Annotated in this window: 25 protein-coding genes; 22 read left to right on the forward strand and 3 right to left on the reverse strand. The window is 61.2% G+C overall.

Annotated features, from left to right (window positions below; genetic code table 11):
• The first annotated feature begins 7 nt into the window (after window positions 1-7).
• The 21 genes from rpsC (at window position 8) to rplQ (ending at window position 10,227) form a co-directional block, all read left to right on the forward strand.
• Complete coding sequence (rpsC, locus tag Q358_RS0112740) at window positions 8-706, forward strand: 30S ribosomal protein S3 (RefSeq protein ID WP_027962355.1); 699 nt, start codon at window positions 8-10, stop codon at window positions 704-706.
• 15 nt (window positions 707-721) lie between these two features.
• Window positions 722-1,135, forward strand: coding sequence for a 50S ribosomal protein L16 (rplP, locus tag Q358_RS0112745; protein ID WP_023007545.1), 414 nt, complete (start codon window positions 722-724; stop codon window positions 1,133-1,135).
• The gene (gene rpmC, locus Q358_RS0112750) at window positions 1,135-1,326 is read left to right on the forward strand and encodes a 50S ribosomal protein L29 (RefSeq protein ID WP_027962356.1); all 192 of its coding nucleotides are present in this window, start codon (window positions 1,135-1,137) and stop codon (window positions 1,324-1,326) included. Before rplP ends, rpmC begins: the two co-directional genes overlap by 1 nt.
• Before the next feature lies 1 nt (window position 1,327).
• Window positions 1,328-1,588, forward strand: a complete 261-nt coding sequence (gene rpsQ / locus Q358_RS0112755) for a 30S ribosomal protein S17 (protein WP_027962357.1) — start codon at window positions 1,328-1,330, stop codon at window positions 1,586-1,588.
• A gap of 39 nt (window positions 1,589-1,627) precedes the next feature.
• Window positions 1,628-1,999 carry a 50S ribosomal protein L14 gene (rplN, locus tag Q358_RS0112760; RefSeq protein WP_027962358.1) on the forward strand — a complete coding sequence of 124 codons (372 nt, stop codon included), beginning with the start codon at window positions 1,628-1,630 and terminating at the stop codon, window positions 1,997-1,999.
• Between the two features lie 14 nt (window positions 2,000-2,013).
• A complete protein-coding gene (rplX, locus tag Q358_RS0112765; RefSeq protein ID WP_027962359.1) occupies window positions 2,014-2,328 on the forward strand; it encodes a 50S ribosomal protein L24 in 315 nt (104 codons plus the stop codon).
• 17 nt (window positions 2,329-2,345) lie between these two features.
• Window positions 2,346-2,885, forward strand: coding sequence for a 50S ribosomal protein L5 (gene rplE / locus Q358_RS0112770; RefSeq protein WP_027962360.1), 540 nt, complete (start codon window positions 2,346-2,348; stop codon window positions 2,883-2,885).
• Between the two features lie 10 nt (window positions 2,886-2,895).
• The gene (rpsN, locus tag Q358_RS0112775) at window positions 2,896-3,201 is read left to right on the forward strand and encodes a 30S ribosomal protein S14 (RefSeq protein ID WP_027962361.1); all 306 of its coding nucleotides are present in this window, start codon (window positions 2,896-2,898) and stop codon (window positions 3,199-3,201) included.
• 29 nt (window positions 3,202-3,230) lie between these two features.
• A complete protein-coding gene (gene rpsH / locus Q358_RS0112780) occupies window positions 3,231-3,623 on the forward strand; it encodes a 30S ribosomal protein S8 (protein ID WP_027962362.1) in 393 nt (130 codons plus the stop codon).
• Window positions 3,624-3,632: 9 nt separating this feature from the next.
• A complete protein-coding gene (gene rplF, locus Q358_RS0112785) occupies window positions 3,633-4,163 on the forward strand; it encodes a 50S ribosomal protein L6 (RefSeq protein ID WP_027962363.1) in 531 nt (176 codons plus the stop codon).
• Window positions 4,164-4,172: 9 nt separating this feature from the next.
• Window positions 4,173-4,523 carry a 50S ribosomal protein L18 gene (gene rplR / locus Q358_RS0112790; RefSeq protein ID WP_027962364.1) on the forward strand — a complete coding sequence of 117 codons (351 nt, stop codon included), beginning with the start codon at window positions 4,173-4,175 and terminating at the stop codon, window positions 4,521-4,523.
• A gap of 11 nt (window positions 4,524-4,534) precedes the next feature.
• Complete coding sequence (gene rpsE / locus Q358_RS0112795; protein ID WP_027962365.1) at window positions 4,535-5,035, forward strand: 30S ribosomal protein S5; 501 nt, start codon at window positions 4,535-4,537, stop codon at window positions 5,033-5,035.
• A gap of 5 nt (window positions 5,036-5,040) precedes the next feature.
• Window positions 5,041-5,223: a 50S ribosomal protein L30 gene (rpmD, locus tag Q358_RS0112800; protein WP_027962366.1), complete on the forward strand. Its 183-nt coding sequence runs from the start codon at window positions 5,041-5,043 to the stop codon at window positions 5,221-5,223.
• Between the two features lie 3 nt (window positions 5,224-5,226).
• The gene (gene rplO / locus Q358_RS0112805; protein ID WP_027962367.1) at window positions 5,227-5,661 is read left to right on the forward strand and encodes a 50S ribosomal protein L15; all 435 of its coding nucleotides are present in this window, start codon (window positions 5,227-5,229) and stop codon (window positions 5,659-5,661) included.
• Window positions 5,662-6,993, forward strand: coding sequence for a preprotein translocase subunit SecY (secY, locus tag Q358_RS0112810; protein ID WP_027962368.1), 1,332 nt, complete (start codon window positions 5,662-5,664; stop codon window positions 6,991-6,993).
• Between the two features lie 72 nt (window positions 6,994-7,065).
• Entirely contained in the window at window positions 7,066-7,179 is a 114-nt protein-coding gene (rpmJ, locus tag Q358_RS18275; protein ID WP_031384759.1) for a 50S ribosomal protein L36, read from the forward strand.
• A gap of 124 nt (window positions 7,180-7,303) precedes the next feature.
• Complete coding sequence (gene rpsM / locus Q358_RS0112815; RefSeq protein ID WP_027962369.1) at window positions 7,304-7,660, forward strand: 30S ribosomal protein S13; 357 nt, start codon at window positions 7,304-7,306, stop codon at window positions 7,658-7,660.
• Window positions 7,661-7,699: 39 nt separating this feature from the next.
• Window positions 7,700-8,086: a 30S ribosomal protein S11 gene (rpsK, locus tag Q358_RS0112820; RefSeq protein ID WP_027962370.1), complete on the forward strand. Its 387-nt coding sequence runs from the start codon at window positions 7,700-7,702 to the stop codon at window positions 8,084-8,086.
• A 12-nt stretch (window positions 8,087-8,098) separates the two neighbouring features.
• Window positions 8,099-8,719 (forward strand): 30S ribosomal protein S4, encoded by a 621-nt coding sequence (gene rpsD / locus Q358_RS0112825; RefSeq protein WP_027962371.1) that lies wholly within the window; start codon window positions 8,099-8,101, stop codon window positions 8,717-8,719.
• An 86-nt stretch (window positions 8,720-8,805) separates the two neighbouring features.
• Window positions 8,806-9,804: a DNA-directed RNA polymerase subunit alpha gene (locus Q358_RS0112830; RefSeq protein WP_027962372.1), complete on the forward strand. Its 999-nt coding sequence runs from the start codon at window positions 8,806-8,808 to the stop codon at window positions 9,802-9,804.
• 39 nt (window positions 9,805-9,843) lie between these two features.
• Window positions 9,844-10,227: a 50S ribosomal protein L17 gene (rplQ, locus tag Q358_RS0112835; protein ID WP_027962373.1), complete on the forward strand. Its 384-nt coding sequence runs from the start codon at window positions 9,844-9,846 to the stop codon at window positions 10,225-10,227.
• 70 nt (window positions 10,228-10,297) lie between these two features.
• Here rplQ and uvrA read toward each other — a convergent pair whose 3' ends face one another.
• Complete coding sequence (gene uvrA / locus Q358_RS0112840) at window positions 10,298-13,159, reverse strand: excinuclease ABC subunit UvrA (RefSeq protein WP_027962374.1); 2,862 nt, start codon at window positions 13,157-13,159, stop codon at window positions 10,298-10,300.
• Window positions 13,160-13,322: 163 nt separating this feature from the next.
• Here uvrA and Q358_RS0112845 point away from each other — a divergent pair, with 163 nt between their 5' ends.
• Entirely contained in the window at window positions 13,323-14,711 is a 1,389-nt protein-coding gene (locus tag Q358_RS0112845; protein ID WP_027962375.1) for an MFS transporter, read from the forward strand.
• 526 nt (window positions 14,712-15,237) lie between these two features.
• Here the strand turns inward: Q358_RS0112845 and Q358_RS0112850 are convergent.
• Together Q358_RS0112850 and Q358_RS0112860 are read right to left on the reverse strand one after the other, a co-directional pair.
• Window positions 15,238-16,623, reverse strand: a complete 1,386-nt coding sequence (locus Q358_RS0112850) for a DEAD/DEAH box helicase (RefSeq protein WP_211248334.1) — start codon at window positions 16,621-16,623, stop codon at window positions 15,238-15,240.
• A 239-nt stretch (window positions 16,624-16,862) separates the two neighbouring features.
• Window positions 16,863-17,156, reverse strand: a 294-nt coding sequence (locus Q358_RS0112860; protein ID WP_027962225.1) for an integrase core domain-containing protein, incomplete at its 5' end; no start/stop codon positions are given.

Consider the following 17,156-nt stretch of genomic DNA (forward strand, 5'->3'; position numbering starts at 1 on the left):
CGACCAGATGGGTCAGAAAGTCAATCCAACAGGCATCCGCCTGGGTATCGTCAAGGACCATACCTCGGTGTGGTACGCCGAGCGCGGCGCCTATGCCGATAAGCTCAACAGCGACCTCGAGGTGCGCAGCTTCCTGGAAGAGCGTCTCAAGAACGCCTCCGTCAGCCGCATTACCATCGAGCGTCCTGCCAACAACGCCCGCATCACCATTCACACCGCCCGTCCGGGCATCGTGATTGGCAAGAAGGGCGAAGACGTCGATCGGCTGCGCCGTGATGTCACCGCGATGATGGGCGTGCCCGTGCACGTCAACATCGAGGAAGTTCGCAAGCCCGAGCTGGACGCCATGCTCGTGGCCCAGAACATTGCCGGCCAGCTCGAGCGTCGTGTGATGTTCCGCCGTGCCATGAAGCGTTCCGTGCAGAACTCCATGCGCCTGGGCGCCGGCGGCATCAAGGTGATGCTCTCCGGTCGTCTCGGCGGCGCGGAAATTGCTCGTACCGAGTGGTATCGGGAAGGTCGTGTCCCGCTGCATACACTGCGCGCCGACATCGATTACGCCGCCTACGAGGCCAAGACCACCTACGGCATCATCGGTGTCAAGGTCTGGGTCTTCAAGGGTGAAATCCTCGGGGGCATCGAGGAGGTCCGCGCCAAGGCTAAGCAGCCGCAGGCCGCGCCCTCTAAGAAGAAAGGTTCCAGGTAAGGGGAGAGCGAGTCGATGTTACAACCCAAGCGCATGAAGTTCCGCAAGATGCAGAAGGGCCGCAACCGTGGCCTGGCGCATCGCGGAAGCAAGGTAAGCTTCGGCGAATATGGCCTCAAGGCCACCGGCCGTGGCCGCATCACCGCCCGTCAGATCGAAGCCGGTCGTCGTGCGATTACCCGTCACGTCAAGCGTGGTGGCAAGATCTGGATTCGGGTGTTCCCGGACAAGCCGATCTCCAAGAAGCCCCTCGAAGTTCGTATGGGTAAGGGGAAGGGTTCCGTCGAGTACTGGGTCGCTCAGATCCAGCCCGGCCGGATCCTCTACGAGATCGAAGGCGTGTCCGAGGAACTGGCGCGCGAGGCCTTCGGCCTGGCGGCGCAGAAATTCCCGGTTTCCACCACCTTTGTGAAACGGACGGTGATGTGATGAAAGCCCAGGAAATCCGTGAAAAATCAGTCGACGAGCTGAACAGTCAGCTCCTCGAACTCCTCCGCGAGCAGTTCAACCTGCGCATGCAGAAGGCCACCGGCCAGCTCAGCCAGATGCACTTGCTCAAGCAGGTTCGTCGGGACATCGCCCGGGTGAAGACTGTGCTCAACGAGAAGGCAGGTGACTGAGATGGCCGAAGAGAAGAAAACCCGTACGCTCACCGGCAAGGTGGTGAGCAACAAGATGGACAAGTCCATCGTCGTGATGATCGAGCGCCGCGTGCGCCATCCGATCTACGGCAAGTACGTAAAGCGCTCCACCAAGCTCCACGCCCATGACGAGGCGAACCAGGCGAAGGCCGGTGACACGGTCTCCATTCAGGAGTGCCGTCCGCTGTCCAAGACGAAGTCCTGGACGCTGGTCGAGGTGGTCGAGCAGGCCAAGGGCTAAGCCCTGAACCTGCTGTCAGATTAGGTTTGGAGAAAACCGATGATTCAGACTCAGACAATGCTGGACGTCGCCGACAACAGTGGAGCGCGCCGGGTGCAGTGCATCAAGGTGCTCGGCGGTTCTCACCGCCGCTATGCCCACGTTGGCGACATCATCAAAGTCACCGTGAAAGAAGCCATTCCGCGTGGCAAGGTCAAGAAAGGCCAGGTCCTCAAGGCGGTAGTGGTTCGCACTCGCAGCGGTGTCCGTCGTTCCGACGGCTCGCTGATTCGCTTCGACGGAAATGCGGCGGTTCTGTTGAACAACACCAATGATCAGCCGATCGGTACCCGTATCTTCGGGCCGGTGACACGTGAGCTTCGCAACGAGAAGTTCATGAAGATCATTTCCTTGGCGCCTGAAGTGCTGTAAGGAGCGAGGCGGATATGCAAAAGATTAAACGTGACGATGAAGTGGTCGTCATCGCCGGCAAGGACAAGGGCAAGCGCGGCACCGTCAAGCGGGTTCTCGAAAACCGCTTCGTGGTGTCCGGTGTGAACATGATCAAGCGTCACACCAAGGCCAATCCCATGGCGGGTAATCAAGGCGGTATCGTCGAGCGCGAGGCTCCGATTCACGCGTCCAACGTGGCCATCTTCAACCAGGAGACCGGAAAGGCGGATCGCGTCGGCTTCCAGGTTCAGGAAGACGGTACCAAGGTACGTATCTACAAGTCGACGCAGTCGCAGATCGACGCCTAAGCGAGTCGGGTAGCAAAATGGCGAACTTGAAAGAACGTTATCAAAACGAGGTGGTGGCTCAACTCAAAGAGCAGTTCAGCTACGCCAACGTGATGCAGGTGCCCCGGGTTACCAAGGTGACTCTGAACATGGGTATCGGCGAAGCGACCAGCGATAAAAAGCTGATCGAGAATGCCATCGGTGACCTGGAGAAGCTCTCCGGTCAGAAGCCGATGGTGACCAAGGCACGCAAGTCCATCGCGGGCTTCAAGGTGCGTGAAGGCTGGCCGATCGGGATCAAGGTAACCCTGCGCTCCGAGCGCATGTGGGACTTCCTCGATCGCCTGGTGAATATCGCGATCCCCCGCGTTCGTGACTTCCGTGGTCTCAACCCGAAGTCCTTCGACGGTCGTGGCAACTACTCCATGGGGGTGCGTGAGCAGATCATCTTTCCGGAACTCGAGTATGATAAGATCGACCGGATCCGTGGTCTGGATGTCACCATCACCACCACCGCCAACACCGATGATGAAGGTCGTGCGCTGCTGAGCGCGCTGAACTTCCCGTTCAAGAAATAAGGGTGGGATCATGGCAAAGAAAAGCATGGTAGAGCGTGAGCTCAAGCGCACCAAGCTGGTGGAAAAGTATGCCGCCAAGCGTGCCGAGCTCAAGGCGATCATCCAGGACGTGAACGCTTCCGACGAAGAGCGCTTCGAGGCTACGCTGAAGCTTCAGCAGTTGCCGCGCGACTCCAGCCCGGTGCGTCAGCGTAACCGCTGCCGCGTCACTGGCCGTCCGCACGGCTTCTACAACAAGTTCGGTCTCGGCCGCAACAAGCTTCGTGAAGCCGCCATGCGTGGCGATGTTCCCGGACTCAAGAAGTCCAGCTGGTAAGCCACGCAAGAATCAGGAGCGCAACGTAAATGAGCATGCAAGACACTCTGGCGGATATGTTTACCCGTATCCGCAATGCGCAGACGGCCACCAAGGAGACGGTTACCATGCCGTCCTCCCGCCTCAAGGTCGAGGTGGCCCGCGTATTGAAGGAAGAGGGTTTCATCAACGACTTCGCGGTGTCCGAAAGCGCCAAGCCCGAGCTGAGCGTGACCCTCAAGTACTTCGAGGGAAAGCCGGTCATCGAGCACATTCAGCGAGTTTCCAAGCCGTCACTGCGCCAGTACAAGGGCAAGGACGCGCTGCCGAAGGTCGCCGATGGCCTGGGTATCGCTATCGTCACCACCTCCAACGGGGTGATGACCGATCGCGCGGCTCGCAAGGCCGGTGTCGGTGGCGAAGTCATCTGCACCGTATTCTAGGAGTTTGGAATGTCCCGCGTAGCCAAATATCCAGTAAAAGTGCCCGCTGGCGTCGAGATCAAGCTCGACGGTGACCAGCTGACCGTCAAGGGCGGCCAGGGCACACTGTCAATGACCCTTCATCGCGATGTGGTGGTGGGTCATGAAGAGGGTCAGCTGACCTTCGCCCCTAGCCAGTCTGCCAAGACCTGGGCCATGGCCGGTACCACCCGCGCCCTGGTGCAGAACCTGGTGACCGGCGTGAGCGAAGGCTTCACCAAGACACTCGAAATCGTCGGCGTCGGGTATCGTGCCCAGGCCAAGGGCCAGACGCTCAATCTGTCACTGGGCTTCTCGCACCCGGTCGAGTATTCACTGCCTGAGGGTGTCACGGCGGAAACGCCGAAGAACACCGTGATCGTGCTGAAGAGCGCGGACAAGCAGAAGCTCGGCCATGCTGCCGCGGAAATCCGCGCCTTCCGTCCGCCCGAGCCCTACAAGGGCAAGGGTGTCAGGTACGCCGACGAGCAGGTGCGTCGCAAAGAAGCCAAGAAGAAGTAAGGCAGGGTTATGAACGCGAAGAAAGAATCTCGTCTCCGTCGTGCCCGCCGTGCTCGCGCCAAGATCCGCGAGCTGGGCGTGTATCGCCTGTGCGTCAACCGTACCCCGCGTCACATTTACGCGCAGATCATCTCGCCGGATGGCGGCAAGGTCCTGGCCAGCGCTTCCACGCTGGACAAGGTCCTGCGCGAAGGTGCTACCGGCAACGCTGACGCCGCCGCCAAGGTTGGTGAGCTCATTGCCGAGCGCGCCAAGCAAGCGGGCATCACCCAGGTAGCCTTCGATCGCGCCGGTTTCAAGTACCACGGCCGCGTCAAGGCCCTGGCCGACGCCGCTCGTGAAGGCGGCCTGGAATTCTAAAGGGTTTTACGATGGCGAAGAACGAACAGCAAAGCGGCGACCTCCAGGAGAAGCTGGTACAGGTCAACCGTGTTGCCAAGGTGGTCAAGGGTGGCCGTGTCTTCGGTTTCACCGCACTGACCGTCGTCGGTGACGGCAAGGGCCGTGTCGGCTTCGGTCGCGGCAAGGCACGTGAAGTGCCGGTTGCGATCCAGAAGGCAATGGACCAGGCGCGTCGCAACATGGTCAAGGTGCACCTCTCCGGCGGCACCCTGCAGTACCCGATCAAGGCCCGTCACGGCGCCTCCAAGGTGTACATGCAGCCCGCCTCCGAGGGTACCGGCGTTATCGCCGGCGGCGCCATGCGCTCCGTGCTGGAGCTGGCCGGCGTCCATGACGTCCTGGCCAAGTGCTACGGCTCCACCAATCCGGTGAACGTGGTGCGGGCGACCGTCAAGGGTCTGAGCGCCATTCAGTCGCCGGAAGACATCGCCGCCAAGCGCGGTATGCCTGTCGAAGCGATCACGGGGTGAGCACCATGGCAGCAACGATCAAGGTTACCCAGACCCGCAGCACCATCGGCGTGTTGGCCAAGCACAAGGCCACCATCCAAGGCCTCGGCCTGCGTCGTATCGGTCACACGGTCCAGCTGGAAGATACCCCCGCCGTACGCGGCATGATTCACAAGGTTAACTACCTTGTGCGCGTTGAGGGAGAGTAATCCATGAAACTCAATAGCCTGAGCCCGGCACCGGGCTCCAAGCACGCCGAAAAGCGCGTGGGTCGTGGCATCGGCTCCGGTCTGGGCAAGACCGGCGGCCGTGGTCACAAGGGCCTCAAGTCGCGTAGCGGCGGTAGCGTCAAGCCCGGCTTCGAGGGCGGTCAGATGCCGCTGCAGCGGCGTCTGCCGAAGTTCGGCTTCACCTCGGCGAAGTCGCAGGTTTCCGAGGAAGTGCGCCTGGCCGAGCTGGCCAAGGTTGCCGGTGACGAAGTTACCCTCGAGACCCTCAAGCAGGCCAACGTGCTGAAGGACGCCACGCTGCATGCGAAGGTGATCCTCTCCGGCGATCTGAACAAGGCGGTTACGGTCCGCGGTCTCAAGGTCACCAAGGGTGCCCGTGCCGCTATCGAATCCGCCGGTGGCAAGGTAGAGGGCTAAATGGCGAAGTCAGGAAAAGTGCCGGCGATGGGCAGCGGTCTAGGTGAACTATGGGCGCGTCTGCGCTTCGTGCTCCTCGCCATCGTGGTGTACCGTATCGGTGCCCACATCCCCGTGCCCGGTATGAATCCTGACCAGCTTGCTGCCTTGTTCAGGGAGCAGCAGGGCACCATTCTCGGCATGTTCAACATGTTTTCGGGTGGTGCCCTGGAACGCATGAGTATCTTCGCCCTGGGCATCATGCCCTACATATCGGCGTCGATCATCATGCAGTTGCTGACCGCGGTCTCTCCCCATCTTGAGCAGCTCAAGAAGGAGGGCGAGGCCGGGCGGCGCAAGATCAGCCAGTATACGCGCTACGGCACCGTTGCCCTGGCTCTCGTCCAGGCCACCGGCATGTCGGTGGGTCTGGCCAGCCAGGGTGTCGCCTATACCGCCGACTTCAGCTTCTATTTCACCGCCATCGTCACCTTCGTTGGCGGTGCAGTGTTCCTGATGTGGCTGGGTGAACAGATCACCGAGAAGGGAATCGGTAACGGCATCTCGCTGCTGATTTTCTCCGGTATCGTGGCGGGACTCCCCGGCGCCGTCGGCCAGGCCTTCGAGCTGGCACGCAACGAAGGGGCGTGGAACGTCCTGCCGCTGCTGGCCCTCACTGCCCTGGGGGTGGCTACCGTGGCCTTCGTGGTGTTCATCGAGCGCGGTCAGCGCCGGATCACCGTGAACTACCCGCGTCGTCAGGTCGGCAACAAGATGTATGCCGGTCAGAGTAGCTACCTGCCGCTCAAGGTGAACATGGCGGGCGTCATTCCGCCCATCTTTGCCTCCAGCATTCTGCTGTTTCCGGCGTCGCTGGGGCAGTGGGTAGGTGCCGGCGACGGTCTCGACTGGCTGCAGCGTGCATCCCAGGCCCTCGGCCCGGGACAGCCACTGTACATCTTGCTTTTTGCCGCGGCGGTGGTATTCTTCTGCTTCTTTTACACAGCGCTGGTCTTCAATCCCAAGGACGTCGCCGACAACCTCAAGAAGTCGGGTGCCTTCCTGCCGGGGATTCGTCCTGGCGAGCAGACCGCTCGCTACGTCGACAAGGTCATGACGCGTCTGACCCTGTTCGGCGCCTTGTACATCACTGCGGTTTCCCTGATGCCCCAGTTCCTGATCGTGGCGTGGAACGTACCGTTCTTCTTCGGTGGTACCTCGCTTCTGATCGTGGTGGTGGTGATCATGGACTTCATGGGGCAGGTGCAGTCGCATCTCATGTCGCATCAGTATGAGTCGGTGATGAAGAAGTCCAACCTGAAAGGCTACGGCGGCGGTGGTATCACGCGCTGAGGCGCCGCCCGTCGAACTGGCGCGTTGCGACCCGTGAGGGTCGCCTCGCTAGCCGACTTTGGAGATGGAACGATGAAAGTTCGAGCTTCCGTGAAGAAAATGTGCCGCAACTGCAAGATCATCCGTCGCAATGGCGCCGTCCGCGTCATCTGCACGGAACCGCGGCACAAGCAGCGCCAGGGTTGATCCTGACGCTGCGCTGAACCGGGTGCCGGCATGCCCCTTGCCCTCTGCAGGGTGAAGGGGTATGCTGTTGCGCCTTTTGTAGTAGACCCAACGAGCAAGCCGCTCACATATTCGGAGTAAGCTGATGGCCCGTATTGCAGGCGTCAATATCCCGGACAACAAGCATGCGGCGATCTCGCTGACCTATATCTTCGGGATTGGCCGCACACGTGCACAGGACATCTGTGCCGCGTCCGGCATCGTGCCGACGACCAAGATCCAGGAACTGTCATCTGAAGAGATCGACACCCTGCGTTCGGAAGTCGGCAAGTACACCGTTGAAGGTGACCTTCGTCGTGATGTGACGCTGAATATCAAGCGTCTCATGGACCTGGGTTGCTATCGTGGTCTGCGTCATCGTCGTGGTCTTCCGCTGCGTGGTCAGCGTACCAAGACCAATGCGCGTACCCGCAAGGGCCCGCGCAAGCCGATCCGCAAATAACACGCACGTTCTGGCGTAAAGACAGGAAGAATCATCAACATGGCTAACCCGCGTAGCAATCGCAAGAAGGTTAAAAAGCAGGTAGTGGATGCCGTTGCGCATATCCACGCCTCTTTTAACAACACGATCATTACGATCACAGACCGCCAGGGCAATGCTCTTTCCTGGGCAACTGCCGGTGGTTCGGGTTTTCGTGGTTCTCGCAAGAGCACCCCGTTCGCTGCTCAAGTAGCAAGCGAGCGTGCAGCGAACGCTGCAGCCGAGTATGGTGTGAAAAACGTCGACGTGCTGGTCAAGGGCCCCGGTCCTGGCCGTGAATCCGCCGTGCGCGCGCTCAATGCCGCCGGCTTCCGCGTGCAGAGCATCATTGACGCGACGCCCATTCCCCATAATGGCTGCCGTCCGCCGAAGAAACGCCGCGTTTAAGGAGACAGATTCATGGCTCGTTACATTGGACCGAAGTGCAAACTGTCTCGTCGTGAGGGGACCGACCTCTTTCTGAAGAGCGGTGTCACTCCCTTCGAGAAGAAGTGCAAATCCGAGCAGATCCCGGGTGTGCACGGCCAGCGCCGTCAGCGTATTTCCGAATACGGCTTGCAGCTTCGCGAGAAGCAGAAAGTACGTCGCATGTATGGCGTACTCGAGAAGCAGTTCCGCAACTACTACAAGGAAGCGGCCCGTCTCAAGGGCGCGACCGGCGAAGTGTTGCTGCAGCTTCTCGAATCCCGACTGGACAACGTCGTCTACCGCATGGGCTATGGCTCGACTCGCTCCGAAGCTCGGCAGCTGGTCAGCCACAAGGCCATCGTCGTGAACGGCAAGACCGTCAACGTGGCGTCCTATCAGGTCAAGCCCGGTGACGTGGTCTCCGTTCGTGAAAAGGCGAAGAATCAGGCGCGCATCCAGAACGCCCTGGCCCTGGCCGCCAACCGCGGCGACGTGGCCTGGATCGAGGTCGATGCCAAGAAGATGGAAGGCACTTTCAAGGCGCTGCCCGAGCGTGGCGACCTGTCTGCCGACATCAACGAGGCCCTGATCGTCGAGCTGTACTCCAAGTAAGCGGTGCCAAGCGCCGTGCCTGCCCTCGGTGACGGGGGCAGGCCAAGAGTACCCAGTATCCGTTTGGCAGCCTGAAAGGTGTTCATATGCAGCGTTCAGTGACAGAGTTTCTTCGCCCGCGCGACATCAAGGTCGAAGAGATCAGTGCACACCACGCGAAGATCGTGCTCGAGCCCTTCGAGCGTGGCTTCGGCCACACGCTGGGCAACGCCCTGCGTCGCATCCTGCTCTCGTCCATGCCCGGCTGTGCCGTGGTAGAGGCCGAGATCGGCGGCGTCGAGCATGAGTACAGCGCGATCGAGGGCGTCCAGGAAGATGTCATCGAAATCCTCCTGAACCTCAAGGACGTGGCGATCAAGATGCATAGCCGCGACGAGGCGGTGCTCTCGCTGAACAAGCAGGGCCCGGCCGTCGTGACTGCGGGCGATATCGCCCTCGACCATGACGTCGAGATCGTCAACCCCGACCACATCATCGCCCACGTCAACGAGGGTGCCGAGCTCAAGATGCAGCTCAAGGTGGCGCGCGGCCGCGGCTATGAGCCGGCGGATGCACGTGTCGGTGCCGATGACGAATCTCGCGCCATCGGCCGCCTGCAGCTGGATGCGACCTTCAGCCCCGTGCGTCGTGTTTCCTACAGCGTCGAGGCCGCGCGTGTCGAACAGCGCACCGACCTCGACAAGCTGATCATCGATCTGGAAACCGACGGCACCCTGGATCCCGAAGAGGCGATCCGTCGCAGCGCGACCATCCTGCAGGATCAGCTGGCCGCGTTTGTCGACCTGGAAGCCGACAAGGAACAGGAAGTGGAGGAGGAAGAGGATCATATCGATCCGATCCTGCTGCGCCCCGTAGACGATCTCGAGTTGACCGTTCGCAGCGCCAACTGCCTGAAGGCCGAGAACATCTACTACATCGGCGATCTGATCCAGCGCACCGAGGTGGAGCTGCTCAAGACGCCGAACCTCGGCAAGAAGTCCCTGAATGAAATCAAGGACGTTCTGGCAGCTCGCGGTCTTTCCCTGGGCATGCGGCTGGAAAACTGGCCGCCGGCAAGCCTGAAGGACGACAAGGCCTCAGCGTGAGCGCCGACTCGAGTCCCAGTTTGGTAAGGAATCACAACCATGCGTCATCGTAAGAGTGGTCGTCACCTCAATCGTACGAGCTCGCATCGTCAGGCCATGTTCAAGAACATGAGCGTGTCGCTGATCGAGCACGAGGTCATCAAGACAACCCTGCCCAAGGCCAAGGAGCTGCGTCGCGTCATCGAGCCGCTGATCACTCTGGCCAAGCAGGACAGCGTCGCCAATCGTCGTCTGGCCTTCAGCCGCACCCGTTCCAAGGATGCGGTTGGCAAGCTCTTCAACGAGCTGGGTCCGCGTTACGCCGAGCGTCCGGGCGGTTACGTCCGTATTCTCAAGTGCGGTTTCCGCGCTGGCGACAACGCCCCCATGGCCTTCGTCGAACTCGTCGATCGTCCGATCGTCGAGGATGCCGACGAGGATTGATCCTCGGGCCTCAGGCCAGGCATGCGCTGTAAAGAAAAACCGGCCCCCGCAAGGGGCCGGTTTTTTTCGTTCAGGCCGTACTCCGTGCCTCGGCGGACTTCTCCTTGTCCCGCTCAAGGAAAGGCTTCAGGAAGTGCCCGGTGTGGGAGGCTTCCATCTCGGCGACCTGTTCCGGGGTGCCCTCGGCGATGATGCGCCCGCCACCGGAGCCGCCCTCGGGCCCCAGGTCGATCAGCCAGTCCGCGGTCTTGATCACGTCCAGGTTATGTTCGATCACCACGATGCTGTTGCCATGGTCGCGCAGGCGGTGGAGTACGCCGAGCAGCTGGCGGATATCCTCGAAGTGCAGGCCGGTGGTCGGCTCGTCGAGGATATACAGAGTCTTGCCGGTATCGCGCTTGGCCAGCTCCCGGGCGAGCTTGACTCGCTGTGCCTCGCCGCCGGACAGGGTAGTGGCGCTCTGGCCCAGGCGAATATAGGAGAGGCCCACATCGAGCAGGGTCTGCAGGCGCCGGGCGATGGCCGGAACGGGGCTGAAGAACGCCAGCGCCTCTTCCACGGTCATCCCCAGCACCTCGTCGATGCTCTTGCCCTTGTAGGCGATCTCCAGGGTCTCACGGTTGTAGCGCTTGCCCTTGCAGACGTCGCAGGGCACGTAGATATCGGGGAGGAAGTGCATCTCCACCTTGATCATCCCCTCGCCCTGGCACGCCTCGCAGCGCCCGCCCTTGACGTTGAAGGAGAAGCGGCCGGGCTTGTAGCCCCGTGAGCGCGCCTCCTGGGTGCCGGCGAAGAGCTCGCGGATCGGCGTGAAGATGCCGGTGTAGGTGGCCGGGTTGGAGCGGGGGGTGCGCCCGATGGGGCTCTGATCGATATCGATCACCTTGTCGAGTCGGTCGAGCCCCTCGATCCCGTCGTGGGCCGCCGGCGTCAGGCTGGTGGCGTGGTTGAGCTCGCGGGCGGCGATGGGCATCAGGGTCGAGTTGATCAGCGTCGACTTGCCCGACCCGGAGACGCCGGTGACACAGACGAACAGCCCCAGGGGCAGTTCCAGGGTGACGTCCTGGAGATTGTTGCCGCTGGCTCCGGTGAGGCGGACCATTTTTTCCGGATTGCCGGGAATGCGCCAGGGCGGCACCTCGATGCGTCGTGTACCGGCGAGGTACTGGCCGGTCAGCGAGGCGTCGTTGTCGATGATCTGGGCCGGGGTGCCCTGGGCGATGATCTCGCCCCCGTGCACGCCGGCGCCGGGGCCGATGTCGAGCACGTGGTCGGCGGCGCGGATGGCGTCCTCGTCGTGCTCCACCACGATCACGGTATTGCCCAGGTCGCGCAGGCGCTCGAGTGTCTTCAGGAGGCGGTCATTGTCGCGCTGGTGCAGGCCGATGGAGGGCTCGTCGAGGATATACATCACGCCCACCAGGCCGGCACCGATCTGGCTGGCCAGACGGATGCGCTGGGCCTCGCCGCCGGAGAGGGTCTCGGCGCTGCGCTCCAGATTGAGATAGTCGAGGCCCACGTTGACCAGAAACTCCAGGCGGGCATGGATCTCGTTGATGATCTTGACGGCGATCTCGCCGCGGCGGCCGGACAGTTCGAGTGCCTTGAAGTAGCGCCAGGCCTCGCCGATGGGCAGGCGGACCATCTCGGGCAGGGAGCGCTCATCGATGAAGACATGCCGCGATTCCTTGCGCAGCCGTGACCCTTCACAGCCGGGGCAGGGCTGCACGGCAATATAGCGGGCCAGTTCCTCGCGCACCATGCTCGATTCGGTCTCACGGTAGCGGCGCTGCAGGTTGGGCAGCACGCCCTCGAAAGGGTGTTCGCGAGACACCTTGCGGCCACGGTCGTTGACGTAGTGGAAGGTGATATCGTCGCGGCCGCTGCCGTGGAGGATCACCTCGCGCTCGTGGCGTGCCAGCTCCTTCCAGGGAGTCTCCAGGGTGAAGCGGTAGTGGTCGGCCACCGCCTGCAGCTGATTGAAGTAGAAGACGCTGCGTCGGTCCCAGCCCTTGATCACGCCCTCGGCCAGGGACAGCTCCGGGTGACTGATCAGCTTCTCGGGATCGAAGACCTGCTGTACCCCCAGCCCGTCGCAGGTCGGGCAGGCGCCGGCGGGGTTGTTGAAGGAGAACATGCGCGGCTCGAGTTCGGCGATGGAGTAGCCGCACACCGGGCAGGCGAAGCGTGCCGAGAAGGCGATGTCCTCCTGCTCACCGTCCATGAAGTGAACCATGGCAACGCCGTCGGCCAGGCCGAGGGCGGTCTCGAAGGACTCCGCCAGGCGCTGCTGCAGCCCATCACGCACCTTGATGCGATCGACCACCACACTGATATCGTGCTTGCGGGTCTTCTCCAGCGGGGCGATATCGTCGAGCTCGAGTACCTGGCCATCGACCATGGCGCGCACGAAGCCCTGGGCACGCAGCTCGGCGAGTAGCTGCAGGTGCTCGCCCTTGCGTCCCTTGACCACCGGGGCCAGCAGCATCAGCTTGCTGCCCTCGGGCAGTGCCAGTACCTGGTCGACCATCTGGGAGACGGTCTGGGCCTCGAGGTCCTCGCCGTGCTCCGGGCAGCGCGGGGTGCCGGCGCGGGCGAACAGCAGGCGCAGATAGTCGTATATCTCGGTGATGGTCCCCACGGTAGAGCGTGGGTTGTGGGAGGTGGACTTCTGTTCGATGGAGATCGCCGGGGAGAGGCCCTCGATGTGATCGACGTCGGGCTTCTCCATCATCGACAGGAACTGGCGGGCATACGTGGAGAGTGATTCCACATAGCGCCGTTGGCCCTCGGCGTAGAGCGTATCGAAGGCCAGCGACGACTTGCCCGACCCGGAGAGCCCGGTGACCACGATCAGCCTGTCGCGGGGCAGTTCGACGTCGATATTCTTCAGGTTGTGGGTGCGGGCACCCCTGACCAGAATCCTGTCCATTCCCACCTCATGACGGCAGCAAAAGATCGATTATACGGGCCGCCTCCCGGCGCCGGCAAAGCCGTCGTGGATGTCGGCTTTCCCCGGCAGGTGGCAAACCGCTAGAATAGGCGGCCCACTCCATGGGCGCACGACGCCCCTCCAAGGAAGATTGGCTACGCCTATGCGTAAGGTCTCCGGGCTGCTGCTCCCCGCCGAGCGGCGTGCCATCACCGGTCTTGCCGGTCTCTACGCCACTCGCATGCTGGGCCTGTTCATGGTGCTGCCGGTGCTGGCCCTGTATGCCGATGATCTGGCCGGTGCCACGCCGCTGTTGGTGGGCCTGGCCCTGGGCATCTACGGCCTGACCCAGGCGGTGCTGCAGATCCCCTTCGGCCTGCTCTCCGACCGCCTGGGCCGCAAGCCGGTGATCGCCGTTGGCCTGGTGCTGTTCCTGCTGGGCAGCGTAGTGGCGGCGAGTGCCGAGACCATCAACGGCGTGATCCTGGGGCGCTGCCTGCAGGGTAGCGGCGCGGTGGCCGCCGCGATAATGGCGTTGCTTGCCGACCAGACCCGGGAGCAGGTTCGCACCGCGGCGATGGCGACCATCGGCCTTTCCATCGGCGTTGCCTTCGCCGTGGCCATGGTGCTGGGGCCGCTGGTCGCCGCCAGTTTCGGCCTCTCCGGGGTCTTCTGGTTCACTGCCGCCATGGCGGTCCTGGGGCTGCCGGTACTCTGGCGGCTGGTGCCCCCCGCACCGCGTCGCCTGCGTCATCGCGATGTGGGCATCGATCGCACCCAGCTGGGGACTACCCTGGGGCGCCCCGATCTGCTGCGGCTGGACCTTTCCATCTTCGCCCTGCACCTGATACTGATGGCGATCTTCGTGGCGGTTCCCTTCCGGTTGCTGGAGGCCGGGTTGCCTACCGATCGCCATGGCCTGGCCTACCTGGGCGTGATGCTGCTGGCGTTCGTCGGCATGGTGCCGCTGGTGGTGATCGCCGAGAAGTATCGGCGCATGAAGGCCATGTGTCTGCTGGCCATCGCCGCGATGCTGGTCAGCCTGTTGGGCATGGCCTGGGTCGATGCGGGTCTCTGGGGGCTGCTGGGCTGGCTGCTCGTTTACTTCACCGGCTTCAACCTGCTCGAGGCCACGCTGCCATCCATGATCAGCAAGCTGGCCCCGGCCGGTGCCAAGGGCACCGCCATGGGAGTCTACTCGACCAGCCAGTTCCTGGGTGCCTTCCTCGGCGGCGTGCTGGGTGGCGCCCTGTCTCAGCAGTGGGGCCTGTCGGCGGTCTTCCTGGGCGCTGCCGTGCTGACCATGGCCTGGCTTGTGGTCATGCTGGGGATGCGTCAGCCGCCACACCTGGTCAGCGAAGTGGTGGCGCTCGATGACGATCACGGCGATGATGCCCTGAAAACCCTGGCGGGGAAGTTTGCCGAGGTGGCCGGCGTGGAAGACGTGCTGGTGGTTCCCGAGGAACGCCTGGCCTACCTCAAGGTGGATCGCCAGCGCCTCGACGAGGAGGCGCTGGCTAGACTGATCGATACGGGAAGAGCGCACGCCTGACGACGCCCTCATCCGCGCGGGCCGGTACGACACGCCATGCAGTGAACCGGTCCGCGATACAATGCATTCATGACAACACTTTCCTGAAAACAAGGAGTCCCTCATGGCCCGTGGCATCAACAAGGTCATTTTTTATCACTGCCACCTAACTATACGATTCTGCTCTATGGTCGGGCTGTGAGTCCTGGCGGCTAGATACCTATGGATGCCTTGCGTTGTTGGATGACTGAGAGATTCAGTAAAGCTCACCCGGCTGCAGTCGTATAGAACCGAAGGAGCAGAGCTGAGAGGAACCTGCTGCTCTTAGCATGGCTCGTTTGTATAAGCATAGCGACATAGTCACCATATGTTTGAAAATAGCGAAGGCGTTTTGGTTAGCGCCCATTTTTTCAGTCTTTCTTTCCCATTTAATTTTCTGTCTTTAACTTTTTCTAGCTTGGTGGGTTTAATATTTTAATTTATTTTCTGAATGTTGGCTTTCCTTCAGTTTTTGAAATGGAGGAGTGCGAAGTTATCGTTGATGGCGCTATAAAAAGTTGAGAAGGGTCTGTCGGTATTGTCCGGAAAAATCAACCCTATAAATCGCATCGCCTGGATAGTCGTATGAGTATTTTTTTATGATTTCATCGCGTTCGGGGGCAGAGGGTTTGTTTTCGTCAGGATGGTCTTCGTCGTGGCTGGCTCCGGTTGTAGCGAGGGGTGTTTTCGTCTTGCTGAAAGGAGACTTCACTTTCCTTAGTACAGAGAGGTCATTAGGAAGGTCCTCCGCAACGCGTACAGCATATCGACTAAGATTGGACTCTGCTAACATAAAAAACCAAGCCTTGTCATCTTTCTTCCCCTTTCGCCTCAGCACTCTCCCCAAAACCTGGCGATAGTGAAGCTCTGTCCTAATGCGGCTTAAATAGCAGCATACTTGAAGGCGTGGGATATCTGTTCCTTCGCTAATCATCCCAACTGCCACAATCCATCGGCAATCACTATGTCGAAAGCGGTTGATGACCTGATGGGCTCCCGGGGTCCTGTTAGTGACAACATGGCAGGCCTCTCCTTTTGCCTCTAGGGCCAGGGCGATCTGGTGGGCGTGCTCGATATCGGTTGCAACGACCAAGCCTGCCGCATCCGGCTCTTTTCGCCGCACTTCATCCAACCTCTCACAAGCTAGGCCTAAAATATGAGACATCACATCATCGTGACGAAGGAGGTCCTCGTAGGTGATTGGGGAATCTCCGAGCAATGCAGCAATGCTTGGAAAGAGCCTGGCGGCGCTCTTGGCCTTCATTTCCTCGGTTAGCTTAACCTCCTGGTTATCTAGAAGAACGATACGCGGAGAGCGGCACACATTATCAAGGATGGCCTCTCTTAGGCCGTATTGATAGTCGCAGATCAATTCACCTTCTGGTGATGAATAACGTGCTAGGGCTATGGGTAGGTCATCAGAACGCCACGGAGTGCCCGACAATGCCAACGTATAGGCAGCACGGTCCTGGATTCTCTTTAGGATTTGCTGCCCCCAGGCATTGCTCAACAGGGGATCATGTCCGGCGCAGTGGTGGATCTCATCAAAGACGACGAACACGCGATACTCATCAAGTAGCCGCCAGAAGGTTTCATCCCGGTGCTCCATTGCCTGGTAGGTGTAAGCACCGCCAACGGCACCGACCAAGCCATCGAGCCGCTTGCCAAGTACGTCTGCGAAGGTCGTACGAAACCCGTCCACTACCTGGCATGAGGGCGCAAAGCAGAGCACCAGATCGATCTTGTTGATCTCAAAGAGACAGCGTGCCAGCGCCGCTGCCAAGCGTGTCTTGCCGGCGCCCGGTGTTGCCTGGCATAGGAAGTGCGGTGTGGTAACAAAATGGGCCAGCGCTGCTTCGATGCACCGCTGCTGCCATGTGCGCAGTCCCGGCATCGTCATTGCGAGGGCAACGCAGTGAGCGTCTTCTCTACCGCTCGGAGGTGGCCCAAAAGGCGCGAGCTGCGATCCTTGGCCTCTTGATACTCGTGTTCCACGTGGCTGCGGAGGTGAGGCATCTCATCGAGTAGTTGCTTGTATCGCTCTGTTTCCCCCATCGATGTCAGGAAGTCCAGACGGACTTCCTTGAGGGTCGCCTCGGTAGTTGTCAAGAAATCTGTCGCCTCTGAGATCATTCAGGCCACCTGTTTTTCCGGTTCAGCGACGGTGACCTGGAGCTCCCGCTCCGGGTTAAGAGACACGGTGCCAATCGGCGTCCAATTGCGGGTCTTGCCGCTCCAACGAGCGGGGTTGGCCGCACGCGCTGCCTGATTGATGGCATGCCGCTTTGCCAGCACGCCGGTATCCTCGCCAGCATGTCGCTGTGCCGGTGTCACCAGGCGGATCCCGCTGTGGCGATGCTCGTGGTTGTACCACTGCACGAAGCTGGCCACCCACTCACGGGCGTCGTCGACCGTGGCGAACCCATC

The sequence above is a fragment of the Halomonas halodenitrificans DSM 735 genome, from assembly GCF_000620045.1.
Classification (GTDB): Bacteria; Pseudomonadota; Gammaproteobacteria; order Pseudomonadales; family Halomonadaceae; genus Halomonas; species Halomonas halodenitrificans.

Coding starts and splice junctions, on each gene's coding strand:
- rpsC (WP_027962355.1), top strand. CDS start 8: ATGGGTCAGAAAGTCAATCCAACAGGCATCCGCCTGGGTATCGTCAAG.
- rplP (WP_023007545.1), top strand. CDS start 722: ATGTTACAACCCAAGCGCATGAAGTTCCGCAAGATGCAGAAGGGCCGC.
- rpmC (WP_027962356.1), top strand. CDS start 1,135: ATGAAAGCCCAGGAAATCCGTGAAAAATCAGTCGACGAGCTGAACAGT.
- rpsQ (WP_027962357.1), top strand. CDS start 1,328: ATGGCCGAAGAGAAGAAAACCCGTACGCTCACCGGCAAGGTGGTGAGC.
- rplN (WP_027962358.1), top strand. CDS start 1,628: ATGATTCAGACTCAGACAATGCTGGACGTCGCCGACAACAGTGGAGCG.
- rplX (WP_027962359.1), top strand. CDS start 2,014: ATGCAAAAGATTAAACGTGACGATGAAGTGGTCGTCATCGCCGGCAAG.
- rplE (WP_027962360.1), top strand. CDS start 2,346: ATGGCGAACTTGAAAGAACGTTATCAAAACGAGGTGGTGGCTCAACTC.
- rpsN (WP_027962361.1), top strand. CDS start 2,896: ATGGCAAAGAAAAGCATGGTAGAGCGTGAGCTCAAGCGCACCAAGCTG.
- rpsH (WP_027962362.1), top strand. CDS start 3,231: ATGAGCATGCAAGACACTCTGGCGGATATGTTTACCCGTATCCGCAAT.
- rplF (WP_027962363.1), top strand. CDS start 3,633: ATGTCCCGCGTAGCCAAATATCCAGTAAAAGTGCCCGCTGGCGTCGAG.
- rplR (WP_027962364.1), top strand. CDS start 4,173: ATGAACGCGAAGAAAGAATCTCGTCTCCGTCGTGCCCGCCGTGCTCGC.
- rpsE (WP_027962365.1), top strand. CDS start 4,535: ATGGCGAAGAACGAACAGCAAAGCGGCGACCTCCAGGAGAAGCTGGTA.
- rpmD (WP_027962366.1), top strand. CDS start 5,041: ATGGCAGCAACGATCAAGGTTACCCAGACCCGCAGCACCATCGGCGTG.
- rplO (WP_027962367.1), top strand. CDS start 5,227: ATGAAACTCAATAGCCTGAGCCCGGCACCGGGCTCCAAGCACGCCGAA.
- secY (WP_027962368.1), top strand. CDS start 5,662: ATGGCGAAGTCAGGAAAAGTGCCGGCGATGGGCAGCGGTCTAGGTGAA.
- rpmJ (WP_031384759.1), top strand. CDS start 7,066: ATGAAAGTTCGAGCTTCCGTGAAGAAAATGTGCCGCAACTGCAAGATC.
- rpsM (WP_027962369.1), top strand. CDS start 7,304: ATGGCCCGTATTGCAGGCGTCAATATCCCGGACAACAAGCATGCGGCG.
- rpsK (WP_027962370.1), top strand. CDS start 7,700: ATGGCTAACCCGCGTAGCAATCGCAAGAAGGTTAAAAAGCAGGTAGTG.
- rpsD (WP_027962371.1), top strand. CDS start 8,099: ATGGCTCGTTACATTGGACCGAAGTGCAAACTGTCTCGTCGTGAGGGG.
- Q358_RS0112830 (WP_027962372.1), top strand. CDS start 8,806: ATGCAGCGTTCAGTGACAGAGTTTCTTCGCCCGCGCGACATCAAGGTC.
- rplQ (WP_027962373.1), top strand. CDS start 9,844: ATGCGTCATCGTAAGAGTGGTCGTCACCTCAATCGTACGAGCTCGCAT.
- uvrA (WP_027962374.1), bottom strand. CDS start 13,159: ATGGACAGGATTCTGGTCAGGGGTGCCCGCACCCACAACCTGAAGAAT.
- Q358_RS0112845 (WP_027962375.1), top strand. CDS start 13,323: ATGCGTAAGGTCTCCGGGCTGCTGCTCCCCGCCGAGCGGCGTGCCATC.
- Q358_RS0112850 (WP_211248334.1), bottom strand. CDS start 16,623: ATGCCGGGACTGCGCACATGGCAGCAGCGGTGCATCGAAGCAGCGCTG.